The 21612-nt window shown below is 72.6% G+C and carries 10 protein-coding genes and 2 pseudogenes; 8 read left to right on the top strand and 4 right to left on the bottom strand.

Annotated features, from left to right (window positions below; genetic code table 11):
- Positions 1 to 24: 24 nt before the first annotated feature.
- Both ACIQVI_RS03065 and ACIQVI_RS03060 read right to left on the bottom strand, forming a co-directional pair.
- A complete protein-coding gene (locus ACIQVI_RS03065) occupies positions 25 to 441 on the bottom strand; it encodes a YybH family protein (RefSeq protein ID WP_403590285.1) in 417 nt (138 codons plus the stop codon).
- Between the two features lie 163 nt (positions 442 to 604).
- The gene (locus tag ACIQVI_RS03060; RefSeq protein WP_121831663.1) at positions 605 to 982 is read right to left on the bottom strand and encodes a nuclear transport factor 2 family protein; all 378 of its coding nucleotides are present in this window, start codon (positions 980 to 982) and stop codon (positions 605 to 607) included.
- Between the two features lie 294 nt (positions 983 to 1276).
- Here ACIQVI_RS03060 and ACIQVI_RS03055 point away from each other — a divergent pair.
- From ACIQVI_RS03055 to ACIQVI_RS03040, 4 genes and pseudogenes are all read left to right on the top strand, one after another.
- A pseudogene (locus tag ACIQVI_RS03055) lies at positions 1277 to 5896 on the top strand (type I polyketide synthase); the annotation flags it as partial.
- An 89-nt stretch (positions 5897 to 5985) separates the two neighbouring features.
- A pseudogene (locus tag ACIQVI_RS03050) lies at positions 5986 to 12474 on the top strand (type I polyketide synthase); the annotation flags it as partial.
- 90 nt (positions 12475 to 12564) lie between these two features.
- Complete coding sequence (locus tag ACIQVI_RS03045; protein WP_351970691.1) at positions 12565 to 13098, top strand: flavin reductase family protein; 534 nt, start codon at positions 12565 to 12567, stop codon at positions 13096 to 13098.
- A gap of 12 nt (positions 13099 to 13110) precedes the next feature.
- Positions 13111 to 13614: a hypothetical protein gene (locus ACIQVI_RS03040; RefSeq protein ID WP_403590281.1), complete on the top strand. Its 504-nt coding sequence runs from the start codon at positions 13111 to 13113 to the stop codon at positions 13612 to 13614.
- 145 nt (positions 13615 to 13759) lie between these two features.
- Here the strand turns inward: ACIQVI_RS03040 and ACIQVI_RS03035 are convergent, their stop codons facing one another.
- Positions 13760 to 14380, bottom strand: coding sequence for a TetR/AcrR family transcriptional regulator (locus ACIQVI_RS03035; protein WP_403590278.1), 621 nt, complete (start codon positions 14378 to 14380; stop codon positions 13760 to 13762).
- A 73-nt stretch (positions 14381 to 14453) separates the two neighbouring features.
- A complete protein-coding gene (locus tag ACIQVI_RS03030) occupies positions 14454 to 15359 on the bottom strand; it encodes a zinc-binding alcohol dehydrogenase family protein (RefSeq protein ID WP_403590275.1) in 906 nt (301 codons plus the stop codon).
- A gap of 265 nt (positions 15360 to 15624) precedes the next feature.
- On the opposite strand from ACIQVI_RS03030, the gene ACIQVI_RS03025 reads away from it, so the two are divergent.
- The 4 genes from ACIQVI_RS03025 to ACIQVI_RS03010 all read left to right on the top strand — a co-directional run bounded on the left by ACIQVI_RS03025 (position 15625) and on the right by ACIQVI_RS03010 (position 21584).
- The gene (locus ACIQVI_RS03025; protein WP_403590272.1) at positions 15625 to 16290 is read left to right on the top strand and encodes a ScbR family autoregulator-binding transcription factor; all 666 of its coding nucleotides are present in this window, start codon (positions 15625 to 15627) and stop codon (positions 16288 to 16290) included.
- Between the two features lie 187 nt (positions 16291 to 16477).
- A complete protein-coding gene (locus tag ACIQVI_RS03020) occupies positions 16478 to 17275 on the top strand; it encodes a thioesterase II family protein (RefSeq protein WP_403590269.1) in 798 nt (265 codons plus the stop codon).
- Between the two features lie 111 nt (positions 17276 to 17386).
- Positions 17387 to 19771 (top strand): BTAD domain-containing putative transcriptional regulator, encoded by a 2385-nt coding sequence (locus tag ACIQVI_RS03015; RefSeq protein ID WP_403590266.1) that lies wholly within the window; start codon positions 17387 to 17389, stop codon positions 19769 to 19771.
- Between the two features lie 241 nt (positions 19772 to 20012).
- The gene (locus ACIQVI_RS03010; RefSeq protein ID WP_403590264.1) at positions 20013 to 21584 is read left to right on the top strand and encodes an aspartate aminotransferase family protein; all 1572 of its coding nucleotides are present in this window, start codon (positions 20013 to 20015) and stop codon (positions 21582 to 21584) included.
- The last annotated feature ends 28 nt before the right edge of the window (positions 21585 to 21612 follow it).

Below are 21612 nucleotides of genomic sequence, written 5' to 3'. Positions count from 1 at the left end.
CGGAGACCGGGACCGGCCCGTCCGCTACTCGGGCAGCAGGCTTCCGGCGACCGGGCGGTCGACGGCCATCAGCCAGCGGCCGTCCTCGCCGCGCCGCAGGACGTCGGTGCAGTTGCCCTCGATGTGCAGCGGCTCGCCGTCGTCGCCGGTTCCGTCGATGACGAACCGCACGCCGATCAGCGCCACGTCGCCGGCCACGTAGGAATGGGTGACCTCCGCCCGGAGCACGGGCTTGGACGCGAGGAATTCCTTGAAGAACGCGAGGCGGGCCCCGCCGGTCAGCGGCGTGCCCGAGAAGTTGGAGATCGCGTCCTCGCGGTAGAGCTTGTCGAAGAGTTCGCCGTCACCGGAATTGAACACCTGCAGGAAGATCTCGTTCTGCAGATCGGTGTCGGCGGTCAGGTCGGGCTTGTCGAAGTCGATGTCGACGGTGATGGCCATGGAGATGCGGACCCCTGCTTTCCTGGTGGACGGTGGTGTGGCGACGACGGGTCCCGGTACGGCGGCACCCGATGGCGTACGGACCGCGCGGGCGGGCCTGCTGCTCGCCGTACGGGCTGCGCGGGCAGGCCTGCTTCTCGCCGTACGGAGCGCGCGGACCGGTCTACTGCTCGCCGTACGGGTCGTCGATGGCGTACCGCCAGTTCCCGTCGGCGCCCAGGCGCAGGACGTCCACCCCGACGCCCGTGAGGCGCTCGCCGTTGCCGTCGGAGTCCTTGGTGTCGATGGTCCAGTCGACGATCAGCAGGGCGGTGTCGCCCGTCACGAACGACTGCCGGGGAACCGCCGTCATCGTCGGCCCGGCGGCGAGGAACTCCCTGACCGAGTCGATCCGGGCCTGTCCGGTGAGCGGAACGCCCCGCTCCCAGACCGCCACGGCGTCGTCGGTGTACATCGCGTTCACGGCGTCCACGTCACCCGCGTTGAACGCCTCGACATAAAGCGCCGTGTGCTTTTCGACGTCATTCGTGAGTTGTGCCACGATCGAACTCCTCTGTTTCGGTGCGCGCTCGACCACCCATGAGCATTCCGGGCTGATTGCCGAAGAGGTTAGTGACGGGACGGGAATCCCGTACCCACTGCGAAGTAACGAGGCGTCCATTTCCGTGGAATCCCGCGCAGTTACCGAACCGTGCGCAGGTCCGCATTACGATCTACGGGCCCTTCTCGAAAAGTCGCATTCACGGCCGGCCCGCATTGTTTCCACGAGATGTTCCCGGCCCGTGTGGCGCACGGCAGGGGAGCACGGGCACACCACACCGGGGAGCTGAGCATCATGGCGGACGAGAACACCCTCCGCGAGTACCTCAAGCGTGCGATCACGGACGCCCGTGACGCGCGGGACCGGCTGCGCACGGTCGAGGAGAGAGCGCGGGAGCCGATCGCGATCGTGTCGATGGGCTGCCGGTTCCCCGGTGGCGCGGTGTCGCCCGAGGACCTGTGGCGGCTGGCGGCGGACGGCGTCGACGCCGTCACCCCCTTCCCGACCGACCGGGGCTGGGACCTCGAAGGCCTCTACGACCCGGATCCGGCACACGTCGGGACCAGTTACGGGCGCGAGGGGGGCTTCCTCCACGACGCCGCGCGGTTCGACGCGGCGTTCTTCGGGATGTCGCCGCGCGAGGCGCTGACGTCGGACCCCCAGCAGCGGCTGCTCCTGGAGACGGCGTGGGAGACCTTCGAGCGGGCCGGCATCGACCCCGACGCGCTGAAGGGCAGCCGGACCGGCGTGTTCGCGGGGGTCATGTACAACGACTACGGGTCACGGCCGGGGCTCCCGAAGGAGACCTCCGAGGGCTATCTGTTCAGCGGCAGCGCGGGCAGCATCGCCGCGGGCAGGCTCTCGTACACCTTCGGGTTCGAGGGTCCGGCGATCTCCGTCGACACCGCCTGCTCGTCCTCCCTGGTGGCCCTCCACCTCGCCGCCAACGCCCTGCGCCGGGGCGAATGCGACCTCGCCCTCGCAGGCGGCGCGACCGTGATGTCGACGCCGGTGGCCTTCGTGGAGTTCTCCCGCTTGCGGGGCCTGGCGCCGGACGGGCGGATCAAGTCGTTCGCGGCGGCAGCTGACGGCACCGCGTGGTCCGAAGGTGTCGGGCTCCTCCTGGTCGAACGCCTCTCCGACGCCCAACGCAACGGACACCGGATCCTCGCCATACTGCGCGGCTCCGCCGTCAACCAGGACGGCGCCAGCAACGGACTCACCGCACCCAACGGCCCCTCCCAAGAACGCGTCATCCGCCAAGCACTCGCGGATGCCGGCCTCACCACCGACGACATCGACGCCGTCGAAGCCCACGGCACCGGAACCCGCCTCGGCGACCCCATCGAAGCCCAAGCCCTCCTCACCACCTACGGCCACCACCGCACCACCCCCCACCCCCTCTACCTCGGCTCCCTCAAATCCAACATCGGACACGCCCAGGCAGCGGCGGGGGTCGGCGGGGTCATCAAGATGGTGCAGGCCATGCACCACGGCATTCTGCCGAAGACGTTGCACGTGGACGAACCCACACCGATGGTCGACTGGACGACAGGAGCCGTCGAACTCCTCACCGAGCAACGGAAGTGGCCGGACACGGGCCGCGCGCGCCGCGCGGCGGTGTCGTCCTTCGGCTTCGGGGGGACGAACGCGCACGTCGTACTGGAGCAGGCACCCGTCGAGACCCCGGCCGACCCGGCTCCTGCGGCGGCGACGCCCGTCGTGACGCCGTGGCTGCTGTCGGCCAAGAGCGAGCAGGCGCTTCGGGCCCAGGCCGCGCGCCTGGACGACTTCCTCACCCGTAACCCCACCCTCTCCCCCGCCACTATCGCCTGGTCCCTGGCCACCACACGCACCACGCACTCCCACCGCGCCGTCATCCTCGGCAACGACATCCAGGAGTTGCAGGGTCGGGTAAGGGCTTTGGCCGAGGGACGAACAGAGACCGACGTCATCACCGGTGTCGCCGCCCCCGGGAAGACAGCTTTTCTGTTCACCGGTCAGGGTGCTCAGCGGGTCGGTATGGGCATGGAACTGTACGAGACCTTCCCCGTGTTCGCCGAGGCTTTCGACGAGACCTGCGCGGCGCTGGACCCTCACCTCGACCAGCCGATCGCACAGACCATCCGCAGCGGGATGCATCTCGACCAGACGCTCTACACACAGCCGGCCCTCTTCGCCGTGGAAGTCGCGCTCTACCGGCTGGTCGAATCCTTCGGACTCCGCCCCGACTTCGTGGCCGGGCACTCCATCGGAGAAATCGCCGCCGCCCACATCGCAGGCGTCTTCGACCTCACCGATGCCGCGCGCCTTGTCACCACCCGCGCCCGCCTCATGCAGAACGCCACACCCGGCGGAACCATGATCGCCATCCAAGCCGACGAGGAAGAAATCCTCCCCACCCTGGCCGAACACGAAGACCACGTCAGCATCGCCGCCCTCAACTCACCCCACTCCACCGTCATATCCGGCGATAACCGTGCCGTCGAAGAAATCGCTGACATCTGGAAACAGCAGGGGCGCAAAACCACCCGCCTCACCGTCAGCCACGCCTTCCACTCCCCCCACATGAACCAAGCCGCCGAAGAATTCCGAACTGCGGCAGCCGGAATTACCTACCACCCGCCAACGATCCCCCTCGTCTCCACCCTCACCGGCCAACTCGCCCACCACGAAATAACCAAGGCCGACTACTGGGCCAACCAGCTCCGAGGAACCGTCCGCTTCACCCACGCCCTCACCACCCTCAACGACCAGGGCAGCACCACGTACCTCGAAATCGGCCCCAACGCCGTCCTCACCCCCCTCGCCCTCGACCAAGCCCACATCACCCCTCTCCTCCGGGCGGGCAAGCCCGAGGTGAGCACCCTCCTCGCCGCCCTCGCCGCCACCCACACCCGCACCGCACTCGACTGGCGACCCCTCCTCACCCCCCACCACACCACCGACCTCCCCACCTACGCCTTCCAGCGCGAGCGCTACTGGCTGATGCCGGAGGCCGGCGAGGTGTCAGACCCCGCTGCTGACGCGTTGTTCGCCGTGGAGTGGCAGGAGACCTCGGCGCACGTGGACGAGGCACGCCCACGACAGTGGGGGATGCTGGGAGAGGGGAGCGAAGCCGTCCTGGACGGCGGCAGCGTCGAGGTGTTCGACGGTCTCGGTGCCGTCGCCGAGGCGGCCGGGCGGGTCGACGCGGTGCTGCTGCCGTGGTCGCAGGACACGCAGTCGCGGCCTCCCGCCTCCGTGCACGAGGCGACGGAGCGGGTTCTGGGCCTCCTCCAGCGGTGGCTGGCCGACGAACGGCTGCCGGCACTTCCGCTCGTCGTGCTGACGCGGGGCGCGGTGCGGGCGGTGCCGGAGGACGTACCGGATCCGGTGGCCTCGGCGGTGTGGGGGCTGCTGCGTTCCGTACAGACCGAGCATCCCGGCCGGGTCGTACTCGTCGATGCCGACGGCACGGTCCCCGCTTCGGTACTGTCCTCCGTCCTGGCCGGTTCGGCCCCCGAGAACGTCCTGCGGCACGGCGTCCCGATGACGCCTCGGCTGCGGGCCCTGCCGGTGGCGGCCCGCAGGCCGGACGCGCCGCGTTGGTCCTCCTCCGGGACCGTTCTCGTCACCGGCGGTACGGGATTGCTGGGCGCGGCCGTCTCGCGCCATCTGGTCGCGGAGCACGGGGTCAGGAACCTCCTGCTCCTCGGTCTGCACGGCGAACAGGCTGACGGGGCGAGCGAGTTGGCGGCGGAGCTCAAGGAGCTGGGCGCCGAGGTGACCATCGCCGCCTGCGACGTGGCCGACCGCGACGCCCTCGGTGACCTGCTGTCCGGGCTCTCCGGTGAGCGCCGGCTCACCGTGGTCGTCCACGCCGCGGGGGTCCTCGACAACGGCCTGTTCGAGTCCCTGGAGCCGGAGCGGTTGCACGCGGTGCTCCGCCCGAAGGCCGACGGCGCCTGGAACCTGCACGAACTGACGCGGGACCTGGACCTCACGGCGTTCGTGACGTTCTCCTCGACCGTGGGCGTGTTTGGCGCTCCCGGGCAGTCCAACTACGCGGCCGCCAACGCCTTCCTGGACGGTCTCGCGCACCACCGCCGGGCGCGGGGGCTGCCGGCCACGTCCATCGCGTGGGGCCTGTGGGAGGAAGGCGGAATCAACGGGCGCCTGGACGGCAAGGACCGGGAGAGGTTCGCCCGGAGCGGCTTCGGCGTCACCTCCCGCTCGCGCGGGATCGCGTTGTTCGACCGGGCGGTCGGGTCGGGCGTGCCGGCCGTCGTCGCCACCCCGCTGGACCGTACGGAGATACGTTCCGGCGGCCCGGTCCCGCACCTGCTGCGTACGGTGGTGCCGGGCGGGCCGGAGGAATACGCCGGGGAGTCCCCGGCCGGTGCCGGTGCGGCGGCGCAGTCCCCGGCGGACCGGCTGGCCTCGATGTCTCCCCGGGAGCGGGAGGAGTGGGCGCTGTCCCTGGTGCGGGCCGAAGCGGCGTCGGTGCTCGGGCACGCGTCGTCCCGGGCCGTCACGCCGGAGAGTTCGTTCCAGGATCTCGGGCTCGACTCGATGACCGGTGTCGAGTTGCGCAACCGGCTCAACGCGGCCACGGGCGTCCGGCTCGCGGCGACCGTGGTGTTCGACCGTCCGACGCCCGAGGCCCTCGCCGGACACCTGCTGGAAAGGCTCGGTCCGGTCGCGGGCGACACGATGAGCTCGGTCCTGGCCGATCTCGACAAGGTCGACGCGCTCCTGGCGGCGGCTCCGCCCGGGGAGGCGGAGCGCGAAGAGCTGGCCGCGCGGCTCCAGTCCCTCGTGGGGCGGCTGAAGAAGCCGGAGCCCGCCCCGCCGGTACAGGAGGAGGACGACGCGCTGGCCTCGGCGTCGGCGGAGGAACTCTTCAGCTTCATCGACTCCCGGCTCAGCTGATCCGCAGCCCGTACGGCCCGATCCCGCCGCTCCGCAACCCCTACGGCCCGCTCGCCCACCCCGTGGTCCCGAGGAGAGATTGATCCGCCATGTCGAACGAAGAGAAACTCGTCGCGTACCTCAGGCGGGTGACCGCAGATCTCCACAAGGCTCAGCAGCGGCTCGCCGAACTGGAGAGCGGCACGGGCGAGCCGATCGCGATCGTGTCGATGGGCTGCCGGTTCCCCGGTGGCGCGGTGTCGCCCGAGGACCTGTGGCGGCTGGCGGCGGACGGCGTCGACGCCATCACCCCCTTCCCGACGGACCGGGGCTGGGACCTGGAAGGGCTGTACGACCCGGACCCGAAGACGCCGGGCACCTCGTACACCCGGGAGGGCGGGTTCCTCCACGACGCCGCGCTGTTCGACGCGGAGTTCTTCGGCATCGCGCCCCGCGAGGCCCGCGCCATGGACCCTCAGCAGCGGCTGCTCCTGGAGACGGCGTGGGAGACCTTCGAGCGGGCCGGCATCGACCCCGACACGCTCAAGGGCAGCCGGACCGGCGTGTTCGCGGGGGTGATAGAGCAGAGCTACCTGGGTCTCGAAGGGCCGCAGGAGTCCGAGGGCTATCTGCTCACCGGCAAGCTCAGCAGCGTGGCCTCGGGCCGCATCGCCTATACGTTCGGTCTTGAGGGCCCGGCGATCTCCGTCGACACCGCCTGCTCGTCCTCCCTGGTGGCCCTCCACCTCGCCGCCAACGCCCTGCGCCGGGGCGAATGCGACCTCGCCCTCGCAGGCGGCGCGACCGTGACCGCGACCCCGAGCGGGTTCGTCGATTTCTCGCGCCAGAGCGGGCTGGCGCCGGACGGGCGGATCAAGTCGTTCGCGGCGGCAGCCGACGGCACCGCGTGGTCCGAAGGCGTCGGACTCCTCCTGGTCGAACGACTCTCCGACGCCCAACGCAACGGACACCAGATCCTCGCCATACTGCGCGGCTCCGCCGTCAACCAGGACGGCGCCAGCAACGGACTCACCGCCCCCAACGGACCCTCCCAAGAACGCGTCATCCGCCAAGCCCTCACCGACGCAGGCCTCACCACCGACGACATCGACGCCGTCGAAGCCCACGGCACCGGAACCCGCCTCGGCGACCCCATCGAAGCCCAAGCCCTCCTCACCACCTACGGACACCACCGCACCACCCCCCACCCCCTCTACCTCGGCTCCCTCAAATCCAACATCGGACACACGGTCGCCGCGGCGGGCGTGGGCGGAGTCATCAAGATGGTGCAGGCCATGCGCCACGGCATCCTGCCGAAGACCCTCCACGTGGACGCACCCACACCGATGGTCGACTGGACGACAGGAGCCGTCGAACTCCTCACCGAGAAGAGGCCATGGCCCGAGACGGGGGCACCTCGTCGGGCCGCCGTGTCCGCGTTCGGGGTCAGCGGGACGAACGCGCACGTGATCCTCGAACAGGCTCCGTCCGAGAACGGCTCCCCTGCCATCCCTGAATCCGCGCCGAAAGCCCACTCCCTGCTGCCCTGGGTGTTGTCCGCGAAGAGCGAGCAGGCGCTTCACGGCCAGGCCGCGCGCCTGGACGACTTCCTCACCCGTAACCCCGCCCTCTCCCCCGCCACTATCGCCTGGTCCCTGGCCACCACACGCACCACGCACTCCCACCGCGCCGTCATCCTCGGCAACGACATTCGAGAACTGCACGACTCCGTAAGGGCTTTGGCCAACGGACAAACGGGGCCCGACATCATCACGGGCACCTCAGCACCGGGCAAGGTGGCGTTCTTGTTCACCGGTCAGGGTGCTCAGCGGGTCGGTATGGGCATGGAGCTGTACGAGGCCTTCCCGGTGTTCGCCGAGGCTTTCGACGAGACCTGCGCGGCACTGGACCCCCACCTCGACCAGCCGATCGCACAGACCATCCGCACCGGACTCCACCTCGACCAGACCCTCTACACACAGCCGGCCCTGTTCGCCGTAGAGGTCGCGCTCTACCGACTGGTCGAATCCTTCGGACTCCGCCCCGACTTCGTCGCCGGGCACTCCATCGGAGAAATCACCGCCGCCCACATCGCAGGCGTCTTCGACCTCCACGACGCAGCCCACCTTGTCGCCACCCGCGCCCGCCTCATGCAGAACGCCACACCCGGCGGAACCATGATCGCCATCCAAGCCACAGAAGAAGAAATCCTCCCCCTCCTGGCCGGACACGACGACAAAGCATCCATCGCCGCCCTCAACTCACCCCACTCCACCGTCCTCTCCGGCGACACCCACACCGTCGAAGAAATCGCCGCACACTTCACACAGCAAGGACGCAAAACCACCCGCCTCACCGTCAGCCACGCCTTCCACTCCCCCCACATGAACCAAGCCGCTGAAGAGTTCCGTGCCGCAGCGGCCGACATTACGTACCACCCGCCGACCATCCCCCTCGTCTCCACCCTCACCGGCCAACTCACCAACCACGAAATAACCAAAGCCGACTACTGGGCCGACCAACTCCGGGGAACCGTCCGCTTCACCCACGCCCTCACCACCCTCAACGACCAGGGCACCACCACCTACCTCGAAATCGGCCCCAACGCCGTCCTCACCCCCCTCACCCTCGCCACACAAGGCACCGCCATCGCACTCCTGCGAGCGGGCACACCCGAAACCCACACCCTGCTCGCCGCCCTCGCCGCCACCCACACCCGCACCGCACTCGACTGGCGCCCCCTCCTCACCCCTCAGAACACCACCGACCTCCCCACCTACGCCTTCCAGCGCGAGCGCTACTGGATCGAGAGCACGAGCCCCCGTGTCGACCCCGAGAGCCTCGGGCTGCGGACCGGGGATCATCCGCTCCTTGGCGCGTCCGTCCCGCTGGCCACGGCCGACGAGGGGCTGTTCACCAACCGGATCTCCTTGCACACTCACCCGTGGCTGGCCGATCACGAGGTCCACGGGTCCGTCGTCGTGCCCGGCGTCGCCCTGGTGGAACTGGCGGTCCGGGCCGGCGACGAGTTCGGGTGCCCGGTCCTCGACGAGCTCGTGGTGGAGGCCCCGCTGGTCGTCCGGCGCGGCTCCGGGACGGACCTCCAGGTGGCCGTGGGCGTGCCCGACAAGGCAGGGAGGCGGCCGGTCACCGTGCACGCGCGGCCGGACCGGGGGGACGCGCCGTGGACCGTCCACGCACGCGGGCTGCTCTGTCCGCAGGCTCCGGAGGCCCCCTTCGACCTCGGCACGTGGCCGCCCCGGGACGCGCAGGCCGTGTCCCCGGACGAGATACGGGAGCGGCTCGCCGGGTCCGGCGTGCGGCGCGGCCCCGCGTTCCAGTCGCTGAAGTCCGTGTGGCGGCGGGGGGACGAGGTCTTCGCCGAGGTGAGCCTGCCCACGGAAGCGGACGGATCGGGCCATCTGCTCCATCCGGTGCTCCTCGACGGGGCCCTGCTCGCCTCCCAGGTCGCCGTGGAGGGGCCGCAGGCGCCGGGCACGCCCTCGGTCGCCTCGGTGCGGGGAGTGCGCGTGTACGCGAGTGGCGCCTCCGAGGTGCGGGTCGCGATCACCCGTACCGAGGAGGGCGGTCCGCTGACGGTCCGCCTGGCAGACCGGAACGGTGCTCCGACGGCGCTGCTCCGGTCCGTCGCGTGGGGGCGTACGGAGGGCGGCGAGATCGCGCGCGCGGCCGCGCGGACGTCCGACAGCCTGCTGCACGTCGCGTGGGCGTCTCTCCCGGCCACCGCCGGCGGGGCTCCGAAGCGGTTCGGCGTACTGGGCGCCGGGGCGGGTCGTTTCGGCGACGTGGCCGAAGTGGCGCGGGCGGTCGCTTCCGGGCAGCCCCTCGACGCCGTCGTGCTTCCCGTCGGCTTCTCGCCCGCGACCGACCCGGCGGCTTCCGCCCGGATCCGGACGCGCCGGCTCCTCGAAGTGGTCCAGCGGTGGCTGGCGGACGACCGCCTCTCCGACGTGCCCCTCGTCGTGGTCACGCGGCAAGCGGTGGCGGTGGACGAGGGGGAGCCGGTGGACCCGGGCAACGCGGCCGTCTGGGGTCTGCTGCGCTCGGCCCAGTCGGAGACGCCCGGCCGCTTCTGGCTCGTCGATGTCGATGCCGATGCCGAAACGGACGAAAACGGAAGCGCAGACGGAGACGGGCGCACGGACGCGAGCACCGCCGCGCAAGCCGCCCTCCACTCCGGCGAGCCGCAGGTGGCGCTGCGCCGGGGCCGGCTCCTCGTGCCGCGCCTCCAGTACCTCCCGCAGTACGGCGAAGTGTCCTCCACTGCGTACAGAAGCCCGTACGGAAACCGCGAAGGAACCGTCCTGATCACCGGCGGCACCGGTTCCCTCGGTGCGCTCGTCGCCCGGCACCTCGTCCGTGAACACGGCGTGGGGCATCTGCTGCTGACCAGCCGCAGGGGTGAACAGGCGGAAGGCGCTGCGGAGTTGGCGGCCGAGTTGAAGGAGCTCGGCGCCGAGGTGACCGTCGCCGCCTGCGACGTGGCCGACCGCGAGGACTTGGCCGAGCTGCTGTCGAACGTGCCCGTGCGCCATCCCCTGACCGCCGTGATCCACGCGGCGGGCGTGCTGGACGACGGGCTGGTGGGGTCCCAGACTCCCGAGCGGCTGGCCGCGGTGCTCCGGCCGAAGGCCGAAGCGGCCTGGAACCTGCACGAGTTGACGCGGGAGGAGGAGCTGTCGGCGTTCGTCCTGTTCTCCTCGATCGCGGGCGTGGTGGGGGGCCCGGGCCAGTCCACGTACGCCGCGGCGAACTCCTTCCTGGACGGTCTGGCCCGGCAGCGCGCCGCGGAGGGCCTGCCCGCCACGTCCGTCGCGTGGGGCCTGTGGACGCAGGACGGCGGCATGTCGGGCGGGCTGGACGCGGCCGACCTCGGGCGCATCGCGCGCGGCGGTTTCCTGCCCGTGACCGCCGGGGCGGGGACCGCGCTGCTGGACCTCGCGCTCGGTACGGGCCGCCCCGCGCTGGTGGCGACCCCGCTGGACCTCGACGCCGTACGGAAGCTGGAGACGGTCCCGGCGCTGTTCCGGGGGCTGGTCCGCGCCCCCGCGCGGCCTCGGGCCGGTGCGGGCGGGGCGGACGGGACGGCCTGGGCGGAGCGGCTGGCGTCGGTGCCCGACGGCGAGCGGTCCGGTCTGGTCCTCGAGGCGGTACGGGAGGAGGTCGCGCGGGTGCTCGGGCACGGCGACGCGCGGCGGATCAAGGACGACGAGCCGTTCCTCGCCCAGGGCTTCGACTCGCTGACCGCCGTCGAGCTGCGCAACCGGTGCAACGCGCTCGTCGGCGCGCGGTTGCCGGCGACGGTGGTGTTCGACCATCCCACTCCGGCGGCGCTGGCCGCGTTCGTCCTCGGCGAGCTGTTCGCGGGGCAGGGCGCCGGGCGGTCCGGCGGGGCGGAGGCGCCGGACTTCGCCGCCGAGGTGCGTCTCGCCGAGGACATCCGGCCCGCGGCCGAGGTCGTCCGCTCCGTGGAAGACCCCCGGGAGGTGCTCCTGACCGGTGCGAGCGGGTTCCTCGGCGCCTTCTTGCTGCGGGACCTGATGCGCTCGACCACCGCGCGGGTGCACTGCCTCGTCCGGGGCGACGACGAGGCGCGGGCCCGCGCGCGGCTGTGGGCGAACCTGGAGCGCTACATGGTGGCGGGAGCGGTCGATCCCGAGCGGCTCTCCGTGGTCGTGGGCGACCTGGCCGAGCCCCGGCTCGGTCTGAGCGAGGCGGACTTCGACCGGCTGGCCGAGACCGTCGACGTGGTGTACCACAACGGCGCCCAGGTGCACTGGCTCCACCCGTACGCGACGCTGAGGGCGGCGAACGTGGGCGGGACGGAGGAGGTGCTGCGGCTGGCGGCGCGCCACCGGACCGTTCCGGTGCACTACTTGTCGACCGTCGGCGTCTTCGAGTCCGCGGCGACCCCGGGCGTGCCCCTGAAGGTGACCGATCCCACCGGCCCGGCCGAGCGGCTGCCCAGCGGCTATCTGCAGAGCAAGTGGGTCGCGGAGCAGGTCGTCGGGCTGGCCCGCGAGCGGGGGCTTCCGGTGTCCGTCTACCGCGTGGACGTGATCTCGGGCGACCGGGAGAACGGCGCCTGCCAGACCAACGACTTCGTCTGGCTGAGCCTCAAGGGCCTCGTGCAGGCCGGTGCGGTGCCGTCGGACGCCGACGGGCGCTTCCACCTCCTGCCGGTGGACTACGTCAGCGCGGCCGTCCTGCACGTATCCCGGCGCGCCACGGCGGCGGGCCGCACGTTCCACCTGTTCAATCCGGACGCGCTCGGCCTGCGGGAGTGCGTGGAGCGGTTGCGGGCGCTCGGCCACTCCGTGGCGGAGGTCGACCGGGAGACCTGGCGCGAGCGCATCCACGCGGACGGGACGAACGCGCTCGCGCCGCTCCTGCACGCGTTCGAGATGATGACGGCCGACACCGACGCGTTCTATCCGGCGATGGACACCTTCGAGACCGAGGCGGAGCTGGCGGGCAGCGGGATCGTCTGCCCGCCGCTGACCGGTGAGCTCTTCCGGAAGTACGTGGACTTCTTCACGCGGACCGGTCACTTCCCGAAGGCGGGGGAACGTGACTGACGCGATGCCGCCTCGCCGCCGCCCGCCGGCGTCCACCCGAGTTTTCGTTCGTCCCAGGGTTCTCCGAATGGTTCTCTCGAAGGGTTCGGCATGAGTTATGTGTCCGTAGGCGGAGCTGTCGGCCGAAGCCCGATCGCGCCGGCCGCGCTGCGCGAGACGATGTCGCGCTTCGCGACCGGGGTCATCGTCCTGAGCGTCGGCGGCGAGCACCTGCACGCGATGACGGCCAACGCGTTCAGCTCCGTGTCGCTCGAACCGCCGACCGTGCTCTGCTGCGTGTCGCACAGCGCGGTGATGCACAAGGCGATCACCTCGGCGCGCAGCTTCGGCGTCTCGGTGCTGAGCGCCGAACAGGAGCCGCTGGCACGGCACTTCGCCGACAAGCGCCGCCCCCTGGGGCGGGCCCAGTTCGACGGGATCGGCTGGCGGCCGGGGGAGGTCACCCGGGCTCCGCTGCTGGACGGCGCCGTCGCCTGGCTGGAGTGCGAGCTGGCCGAGGCGCACGACTCGGGCGACCACTCCGTCTTCATCGGCGACGTGGTGAGCTCCGCGACGTCCGCCGACGAGTCCGGGCTGCTGTTCTTCAACGGCCGTTTCCAGCAGGTCGTCACCGCTCCCCGGTGAGACGGAGGCACTGTGGACAGGCGCGCCGAGAGGCACGACGGAAACGCTTTCTGGGACGCCGCGGGGCCGGTCTTCGTCGCGGCGCTGAACGACGGGCTCGCGAGGGCCGGGCACCCGACCCTGCGGCCACGGGGCGGCGCCCGGCGCGCGACGCGGCCGCCGGAGCCGCCCCACCCCTTCGCGACCGCGGTCATACGGGCGTACGAGACGGCCCTGCCGGCCGCGCTGGCCGCGGAGGAGGAGGGGAGCCGGGTGCCGCAGGCCGCGCTGCGGCGCCGTGGCCGGGAGGTCCTCGCCGCCGCGCTGGGCCTCCCGGGATCCCGGAGGCCACGGCCTCCGTACCGTACGGCGGGGTCCCCGCTCCCCCGGTACGAGAACCTGGTGGTGACCCTCCTGATGGAGTCCGCCGCGCTCGTCCTGTCGGAACGTCCCGAGCTCGGCGGCGCCGACGGCGGGCCGGCCGCGCTGATCCGGGCGCTCGGCCGGTCGGCGCGGAGCGGCCTGACGGGCGGCTGACGGGCTCCGTCCCCGAAGGCACGGCGGGGCAGCGTCTCCGGGGCACGGCGGGGCGGCGTCTCCGAGGCGCGGCGGGCGCCGTCTCCGGGGCACGGCGGGGCGGCGTCTCCGGGGCGCGGCAGGGCGGCGCCTCCGGGCGCGGCTCCTACCGGTACGCGTCGACGAGCCGGGCCAGGTGCTTGGCGGCGATCTCCAGGGGCTCGCGGCTCCCGGAGACCTGGGCGGCCAGCTCGGCGCCCTCCAGGGTGCTGATCACCGTGTGGGCCAGCTCGTGCGCGTCCTCCCCGGCGATCCCGGCCTTGACCAGCGCGTCGGAGACCACCTCGCGCCAGTGCCCGAAGGCCCGGGCGGCGGCGGAGCGGACGTCGGGCAGGCGGCCGACCGAGCCCAGCGCGGTCGTGGAGACCGGGCAGCCGTCGACCCAGTGCGACTCGGCCAGCCGGTCGGCGAGGGAGACGGCAAAGTCGGCGATCGCCCGGGCGGGGTCGTCGGCGCCGTCGAGGGCCGCGCCCAGGGCCTCGGCGAATTCGCGGTCGCCGTGGTCGATCGCCACGGTGGCCAGCTCCTGCTTGCCCCCGGGGAAGAAGTGGTAGACCGACCCGAGGGTGGCGTCGGCCTCCTGGGCGATCTGCTTGATGCCCGTCCCGTCGTACCCCTGCCGCTGCATCAGCAGCGAGGCCGCCCGGACGATGCGCGCGCGGGTGCCGAGTGCGGGCTCCGGTGCGGGACCGGCCTGCTCCGCGTTGCTCCGTGGGGATTCCTTCACCCCGCGAGGATAGCAGCTAGAGCGTTCTTTCCAGAGGGTGGAGGACAGGCCGGGACGTGCACGTCCGCGAGGGTCACGGGACCAGGATCAGCTTGCCGGTCGTACGCCGCGCCAGCAGGTCCTCGTGCGCCCGGCGGGCCTCCGCGAGGGGGTACGGGGCGGCCGCCAGCGGGGTGAGCCTGCCCTGCTCGACCAGGGCGAACAGCTCCTTGAGCGGCTCGTCGAACCCGCCCGGGGCGGCCAGCGCGGGCCGCAGCCAGAAGCCGACGACCGAGGCGTTGAGCCGGCCCAGGCGGGCGGGGTCGACCGGCGTGAAGGCGCTCCGCGAGGCGTTGCCGTAGCTCACCAGCCGTCCGAAGGAGGCCAGGGACCCCAGGGCCTGGTCGAAGAGTTCTCCGCCGGCCGCGTCCAGGACGACGTCGGCCTTCTCGTCCAGGGGGTAGCTCACGACCGCGTCCGCCCCCAGCTCCAGGGCGAGTCCCTCCTTGCCCGGGGACACCTGGGCGAGGACGCGTCCCGCGCCGAACTCCCTGGCCAGCTGCACCGCGAGGCTGCCCACGCCGCCCGCCGCCGCGTGGACGACCACGGTCTCCCCGGGGCGCAGCCGGGCGGCGGAGCGCAGTAGGTGCCAGGCGGTCAGGCCCTGCGTCACGAGCGCCAGGGCGCGGCCCGCGTCGAGGTCCTCGGGGATCCCGACGAGGGCCGACCGGCGGGCGACGGCCTGCTGCGCGTAGCCGCCGGACACCCGGGCGAGCACGCGCCGGCCGTCGGGCGTACGGCCGACGACCTCGCTCCCCGGGACGTACGGCAGCAGGTCGGCGCTCAGGTACGAGCCGTCGACCTGGTGCGTGTCGGCGAAGTTCACGCCGGCGGCCTCGACGTCGAGGAGCGTCTCGTCCGGACCGGGCACGGGCGCCGGCAGCTCCACCGCGGAGAGGACCTCGGGGCCGCCGAAACGGTCGAACTGGATGGCAAGCATGGCGCACCCTATCGCGCGGCCGGGCCGACGCCTGGTTGCCGTCCGGCCGCCGGGCATACAGTTGCCCCCGCACACACAGATGCTCGAGAGCCGCGCCACGGGGGCGGTGACGTGGTGAGGGACCACGCGACGGGCACCGGCCGACGACAGCCGAACTCCGGCCAACTCGTGGGCCCGTTAGGTGCCTTGTCAACAACTCACCTATTTACTGTGGCATGTTCTCGTGCGCCCGACCAGTTGCTCACAGCCCGTATCGGAGTGCCACATGGCCATGCAGCCCCGTGCCGTTCGCACACGTCAGGATCTGATCCGTTCCGCCGCCGTCGTCTTCGAACGCGCCGGGTTCGCCGACGCCTCGATCGCCGCGATCAGCTCCGGGGCGGGCGTGAGCAACGGGGCGCTGCACTTCCACTTCCGGAACAAACGAGCCCTGGGCGAGGCGGTCGAACTGGCCGCCTCGCAGACGCTCGTGCACATCACCGGGCGGGTGCCGCTCCGGCATCCTTCGCCGCTGCAACTCCTCGTCGACACCTCGCAGGTGCTGGCCGAGTGCCTGCTGCACGACCCCGTCCTCCGGGCCGGATTCAGCCTCGCCAGCGACGCGACGTGGCAGGGCCGGATCAATCTGTGGGAGGAGTGGCAGGACTGGGTGCAGCTGATGCTGATCGTCGCCCGGGAGCGGGACGTGCTCACCCCCGAGGTGGTCATCGAGGAGGCGGTCTTCGCCATCACCTCGATCGTCGCGGGGTTCGAGGTGCTGTCCCGGATCGGCGCGGAGTGGACCTCGCGGAGCGCCGTCACCGGGTTCTGGCGTCTGATGCTGCCGCAGTTGGCGGGCCAGGAGACCGCCGCGACGCTCCTGCCGGAGGGGACGGACTGCCCGTTCTCCGCCCGGGACTGGGACCTGGCCGAAACCTGCGGCGCCGCCTAGGGCCTGTCCGGCGGCACGGGGCCGGACGGCCCCCGGGGCTCCCGCCTCCACGCCGAACAATCCTCCCTCCGAGGCGAGTTGTGCGCGGTTTGTGCGCTCTTTGAACCGTGCCGCGCAGGATGGGACGAGGAGCGAGCCGCGACCACGCTCGGTACGGCGGCGCGCGGACGAGCGGAGGAGGTTCGACGTGGCGCGAGCGACGAGCGGATGGCTGCGCGGGTTCGAGCCGCCGCCCGGGCGGGCCGGTCCGCCGCCCGGTGCGGTACGGCTCTTCTGCTTCCCCCACGCGGGCGGGGCGGCCAGCGCGCTGCGCCCCCTGGCCCAGGCCCTGGCGGGCACGCTCGACGTGCTGGTGGCGCAGTACCCCGGCCGGCAGGACCGCCGCCTGGAGGAGCCCCTCGACGACATCGGCGCACTCGCCGACGCCCTGGCGGCCGAGGTCGCCGGGCGGGCCGAGGGGCCCTACGCCCTCTTCGGCCACAGCATGGGCGCGGTCCTCGCCTACGAGGTCGCCCGGCGGCTGGCGGCGGACCGGGGGCCGGCCGCACTGGTCCTCTCGGCGCGCGGCGCGCCCGGTCCCGGGCCGGGGCGCCACGACCGGCTGCGCACCGACGACGACATCGTGCGGGCGGTGGCGAGGCTCGGCGGCACCACTCCGGAGGTGCTGCGGGATCCGGAGCTGCGGGAGATGGTGATGCCCGCGCTCCGCGCCGACTACCGTGCGCTCGGCGCGTACGCGTGGCGGCCGGGGCCGCCCCTGACCGTCCCGTTCACCCTCCTCGTCGGAGACCGCGACCCGGTGGTCGACGTCGAACAGGTCGAGCGCTGGGGCGGGTTCACCACCGGCGGCACGCGCCTCCACGTCTTCGGGGGCGGGCACTTCTTCCTCGACGCCCACCTCGCGGAGGTGGCCGGGGCGATCGTCGCCGCGTGCCGCGCCGGGCACGTTTCCGGCGGGGTGACCACCGGGAGCGGGCCGTTCTGACCTTGTCCGGGTTTTGTGCGGACTTGGACCGGCCTCGTGCACGCTGACAGGCGCGGAATGCGCGGCCGAGGACACCGCCGTGCGATCACGGAGGGTAGCGTGGGGGAATCGATGCAGTTCCGAGTGCTCGGTCCGATGGAAGTGGTCGACGACGGCAGGACGGTGGGGCTCGGCGGCACCAAGCAGCGGGCCACCCTGGGATTCCTGCTCCTGAACGCGAACAAGGCGGTCGCCACCAGCCGGCTCCTGAACGCCCTGTGGGGCGTGGACGAGGCCCCGATGACGGCCCGCAAGATCCTTCAGAACGCGGTCTACGGCCTGCGCGGCGCCCTGTCGGCGTCCGGTGCCGCCGGGGCGAACGGCACGGCCCTGCTGACGCGGCCGCCCGGCTACATGATGCGGGTGGATCCGGAGAAGGTCGACCTGCACCGGTTCCACGCGTGGGTCGGCCGGGGCCGGGAGTCGCTGGCGAGGTCCCGGCCCGAGGAGGCGGCGCCGCTGCTGCGCGACGCGCTGGCGCTGTGGCGGGGTCCCGCCCTGGCGGACCTGGTGGAGAACGGCGTCCAGTGGCCCGAGCTGGTGGCCCTGCAGAACACCCGGCTCAACGTCATGGAGGAGTACTTCGAGGCGCAGCTCGCCTGCGGCAGGCACCACGAGATCCTGACCGAGCTGGAGGCGCTGGTACGGGCCGAGCCCCTGCGGGAACGCTCCTGCGGGCAGTGGATGCTGGCCCTGTACCGCTGCGGCCGGCAGGCGGACGCCCTCGCCGAGTACAGCCGGCTGCGGGCCGTCCTGGTCGAGAACCTGGGCCTGGAGCCCGGCCGCGGCCTCCAGCTCCTGCAGCATTCGATCCTCGCGCAGGACCCGGCGCTGACCCTGCCGCGCGTACGGGCGACGGACGGCGGGGGCGGGTCCGGGCCCGTGGTGGAGCGGGTCGAACTCGTCCGGGCGGCGGACACCGCCGGCGCTCGCACCGACGCCGACGGCTTACGCGCCGGGGCCCCCGCTCCGAGCGCCGCCGACGCCGCGCCGATCCCCGGTCCGCCCGGTATCGGCCCGTCCGGCCCCAACCCGTCCGCTCCCGCCTCGTCCGATCCGGGCCCGTCCGGCCCCGGTCCGTCCGCTCCCGCTCCGGTCCGGTCCCAGGCGTCCACCCACCGTCGCCAGGTCAGCGTCGTCTGTCTGCGCACCCGGCTGGCGCCCTCCCTCGGCGAGGGGGCGGACCAGGAGCTCGACGCCCTCCTCGACGGTGCCGCGCTCCTGGTCAGGGAGCAGGTCGAGCGGTTCGGCGGCAGGGTGACGGCCTCCATCGGCTCGGTGTCCCTGGCCCTGTTCGGCCTCGACGGCCCCGAAAACCCCGAGAACCCCACGGACCCCGAGGACCCCTACAGGGGCGACGGGGACGACCGGGACGACGCCGCGCGGGCGGTCCTGTCGGCCCTCGCGGTCCGGGACGTCCTGGACGTCTCCGCGGGGCCGGGCTCCGGCACGGCCCAGTCGGCGGTGGCGGCCGCCGTCACCCGGGGAGAGGTGCTGCTGCGCCGGCGCCCCGGGCAGGAGGGACCCACCGTGGTCGGCGCCGTCCTCGACGAGTCCCAGGCGCTGCTGGGGGCCGTGCCCGAGGGCGAGGTACGGGTGAGCGACGCCGTGCGGCGCGCCAGTGACCACGCCGTCGTCTACCGGTCCTGCGACGGCGCGACCGGCGGCTGGCAGGCGCTCGGCGCGCGGGGCGCGGACGCCCCCGGCACCGAGCAGGCGCTGGAGCTGGACATCCTCAAGGGTCTCGCACAGCGCACCTGGCGCCGCTCCGTACCCCATCTGGTGACGGTCCTGGGAGAAGCGGGCACCGGGAAGAGCAGGCTGCTGGGCGAGCTCGCCCGCTGGTCCGACGAACTGCCCTCGACTCCCCTGGTCCTGACGGCCCGTCCGCTACGTGGCGAGGAGTCGCCCCTCGCGCTGGCGGGCCGGATCCTCTCGGCCTACTGCGGCATCCGGCCCGGCGACGAGGAGAGCGCGGTGTTCTCGGCCCTGGAGCGCGAGGTCCGTGCCGTGTACCCCTCCGGCCGGGCGGCCGACGTGCCCTGGCAGCGGCTGCGCCCGCTCGTCGCCTCGTCCGGCGCGGACGTGCACTTCGGCGACCTGTGCCCGGGCGAGGTCCTGGAGGCCTGGCGGGAGTTCCTCCAGGACGCGGCGCAGCGACGGCCCGTCGCGCTGTGCCTGGACGACCTGCACCGCCTGCCCGACCTGGCCCTGGACGCCGTCGAGGAGCTGGCCGAGTCCGCCGGGGCGGTGCCCCTCTTCGTCGTGGCCTGCGCCGGGCAGGAGCTCCTCGCCCGCAGGCCGTCCTGGGCCGGCGGCAAGAGCCACACCACCACGGTCACGCTGGACCGGCCCGAGCCCGTCACCCAGGAACAGCTGGTGGAGTTCCTGCTGTCGGCGTCCCGCGACGAGCCCGCGCGGAACCCGCCCGGGCCGAGGGACACGGCCGCGGCCTGACCCGGCCGGAGCACGTACGTGTCCCGAGCGGCCGGAGTACGTACGTGTCCCCACCGGCCGGAGTACGGCCGCCGCCCGGCCGGTCGGGACACGGCCGCGGGCACCCGTCCCCGTACCGCCCACCGTCGGGTAACCGACCGCCCACCCCCGCCCCCGCACGGGCCGATGACTTCGTCGTGACCGGCAACTGACACGCGCGGAACAGGATGGACCGACCGTCCACACCACCTCAGGAGCTGCCATGTCGGAACTCGCCGAGCCCAACCTCCGCGCGCTGCTGGCCACGGCGGGGCTTGACGTCGAATACGTACGGGGCGAGGGCAACACGCTCTACCGCCGAGGTGAGGACGGCGGCGAGATACCGGTCGTCGACTACGCGGGCGGCTACGGTTCGCTGATCCTCGGCCACCACCACCCCGCGATCGCGGCGCTCGTCCGGCAGCTCGTCGATGAACGGACGCCCGTGCACGCCCAGTTCTCCTCCCACCCCTACGCCAACGACCTGGCCGCCGCGCTGAACCGGATCGTGCACCGGGAGACCGGTACCGACGAGCCGTACTACGCCACCTTCGCCAACAGCGGCGCCGAGGCAATCGAAGCGGCCGTCAAGCACGCGGAAATGGACCGGGTGATCCGCCTCGGGGAGATCCTCGCGGACGTCACCGCCGGCCTGGAGGAGGTCCGGGCGGCCGTGGACGCGGGGCGCGCGACCGTACCGGAGGAGCTGTTCGCCCGGCTGGGGGTCGCGCGGCCCACCACCGCCGGGGACGCGATCGGGGCGGTGATCGCCGAGGTCACGCGGCGGAACGACGACCGGAGCGCCAAGGCGCCGGTCCTGCTGGCCCTGGAGAACGGGTTCCACGGCAAGCTGATGGGCAGCGTCCAGCTGACCCACAACGCCGGATACCGCACCCCGTTCGCCGCCCTCGGTCTGCGCACCCGGTTCGTCCCCCACGATGCCCCGGAGGTGCTGCGCGCGATCCTCGCGGAGGAGCGCGGCGTCCTGCTGCGGCCCGCCGTCGAGGACGGCGAGGTCCGGCTCGTCGAGCGGGCTCACCCCGCCTTCTGCGCCTTCCTCCTGGAGCCGATCCAGGGCGAGGGCGGCATCCGGCCCCTGTCGGAGTCGTTCGCCCGTGACATCCAGGAGTTCGGCGAGGCGGCCGACTGCCCCCTGGTCGTCGACGAGATCCAGAGCGGCATGGGCCGTACGGGAGCGCTGCTCGCCAGCTCGCACCTCGGGCTGCGCGGCGACTACTACGCGCTCGCCAAGTCCCTGGGCGGCGGGATCGCGAAGGCGGCCGTGATGCTGGTGCGCGAGGCCCGCTACCAGCCGCACTTCGAACTCGTGCACAGCTCCACGTTCGCCAAGGACAGTTTCTCCTGCCACGTGGCGCTGAAGGTGCTCGAACTCCTGGAGGCGGACGACGGCCTCCTCTACCGCCGGGCCGTCGAGCGGGGGGCCGCGCTCGAAGGGATGCTGGACAAGCTCCGGGCGTCCTTCCCCGACGTCGTGAAGGAGATCCGCGGCCGGGGCCTGATGCTGGGCATGGAGTTCCACGACCAGTCCGGGGCCGCGTCCGAGGAGATCGGCGCGGCGGCCCGCTCCGGAATGTTCGGCTACGTCGTCGCCGGACACCTCCTCAACGCCCACCGCATCCGCACCTTCCCCACCGCCAGTGCCGTGCACACGCTGCGCTTCGAGCCCTCGGTGTTCCTGACCGACGAGGAGATCGACCGCCTGCGGGTCGCCCTGACGGACGTGTGCGTGATCCTGCGGGACCAGCGGGCGGACCGCCTGAAGTTCTCCGCCTGACGCTCTCCGTCCGACGCCCGACGCCTGC

It is taken from the genome of Streptomyces sp. NPDC098101, assembly GCF_044760185.1.
GTDB lineage: Bacteria > Actinomycetota > Actinomycetes > Streptomycetales > Streptomycetaceae > Streptomyces.
Note: the sequence above shows the minus strand (reverse complement) of the source record. Positions and strands in the feature narration are given on the sequence as shown.

Bases quoted from the DNA above. Each gene is read 5' to 3' on its own strand.
- ACIQVI_RS03015 (WP_403590266.1), top strand. From the start codon at position 17,387: ATGCAGTTCCGAGTGCTCGGTCCGATGGAAGTGGTCGACGACGGCAGG.
- ACIQVI_RS03065 (WP_403590285.1), bottom strand. From the start codon at position 441: ATGGCCATCACCGTCGACATCGACTTCGACAAGCCCGACCTGACCGCC.
- ACIQVI_RS03025 (WP_403590272.1), top strand. From the start codon at position 15,625: ATGGCCATGCAGCCCCGTGCCGTTCGCACACGTCAGGATCTGATCCGT.
- ACIQVI_RS03010 (WP_403590264.1), top strand. From the start codon at position 20,013: ATGTCGGAACTCGCCGAGCCCAACCTCCGCGCGCTGCTGGCCACGGCG.
- ACIQVI_RS03030 (WP_403590275.1), bottom strand. From the start codon at position 15,359: ATGCTTGCCATCCAGTTCGACCGTTTCGGCGGCCCCGAGGTCCTCTCC.
- ACIQVI_RS03045 (WP_351970691.1), top strand. From the start codon at position 12,565: ATGAGTTATGTGTCCGTAGGCGGAGCTGTCGGCCGAAGCCCGATCGCG.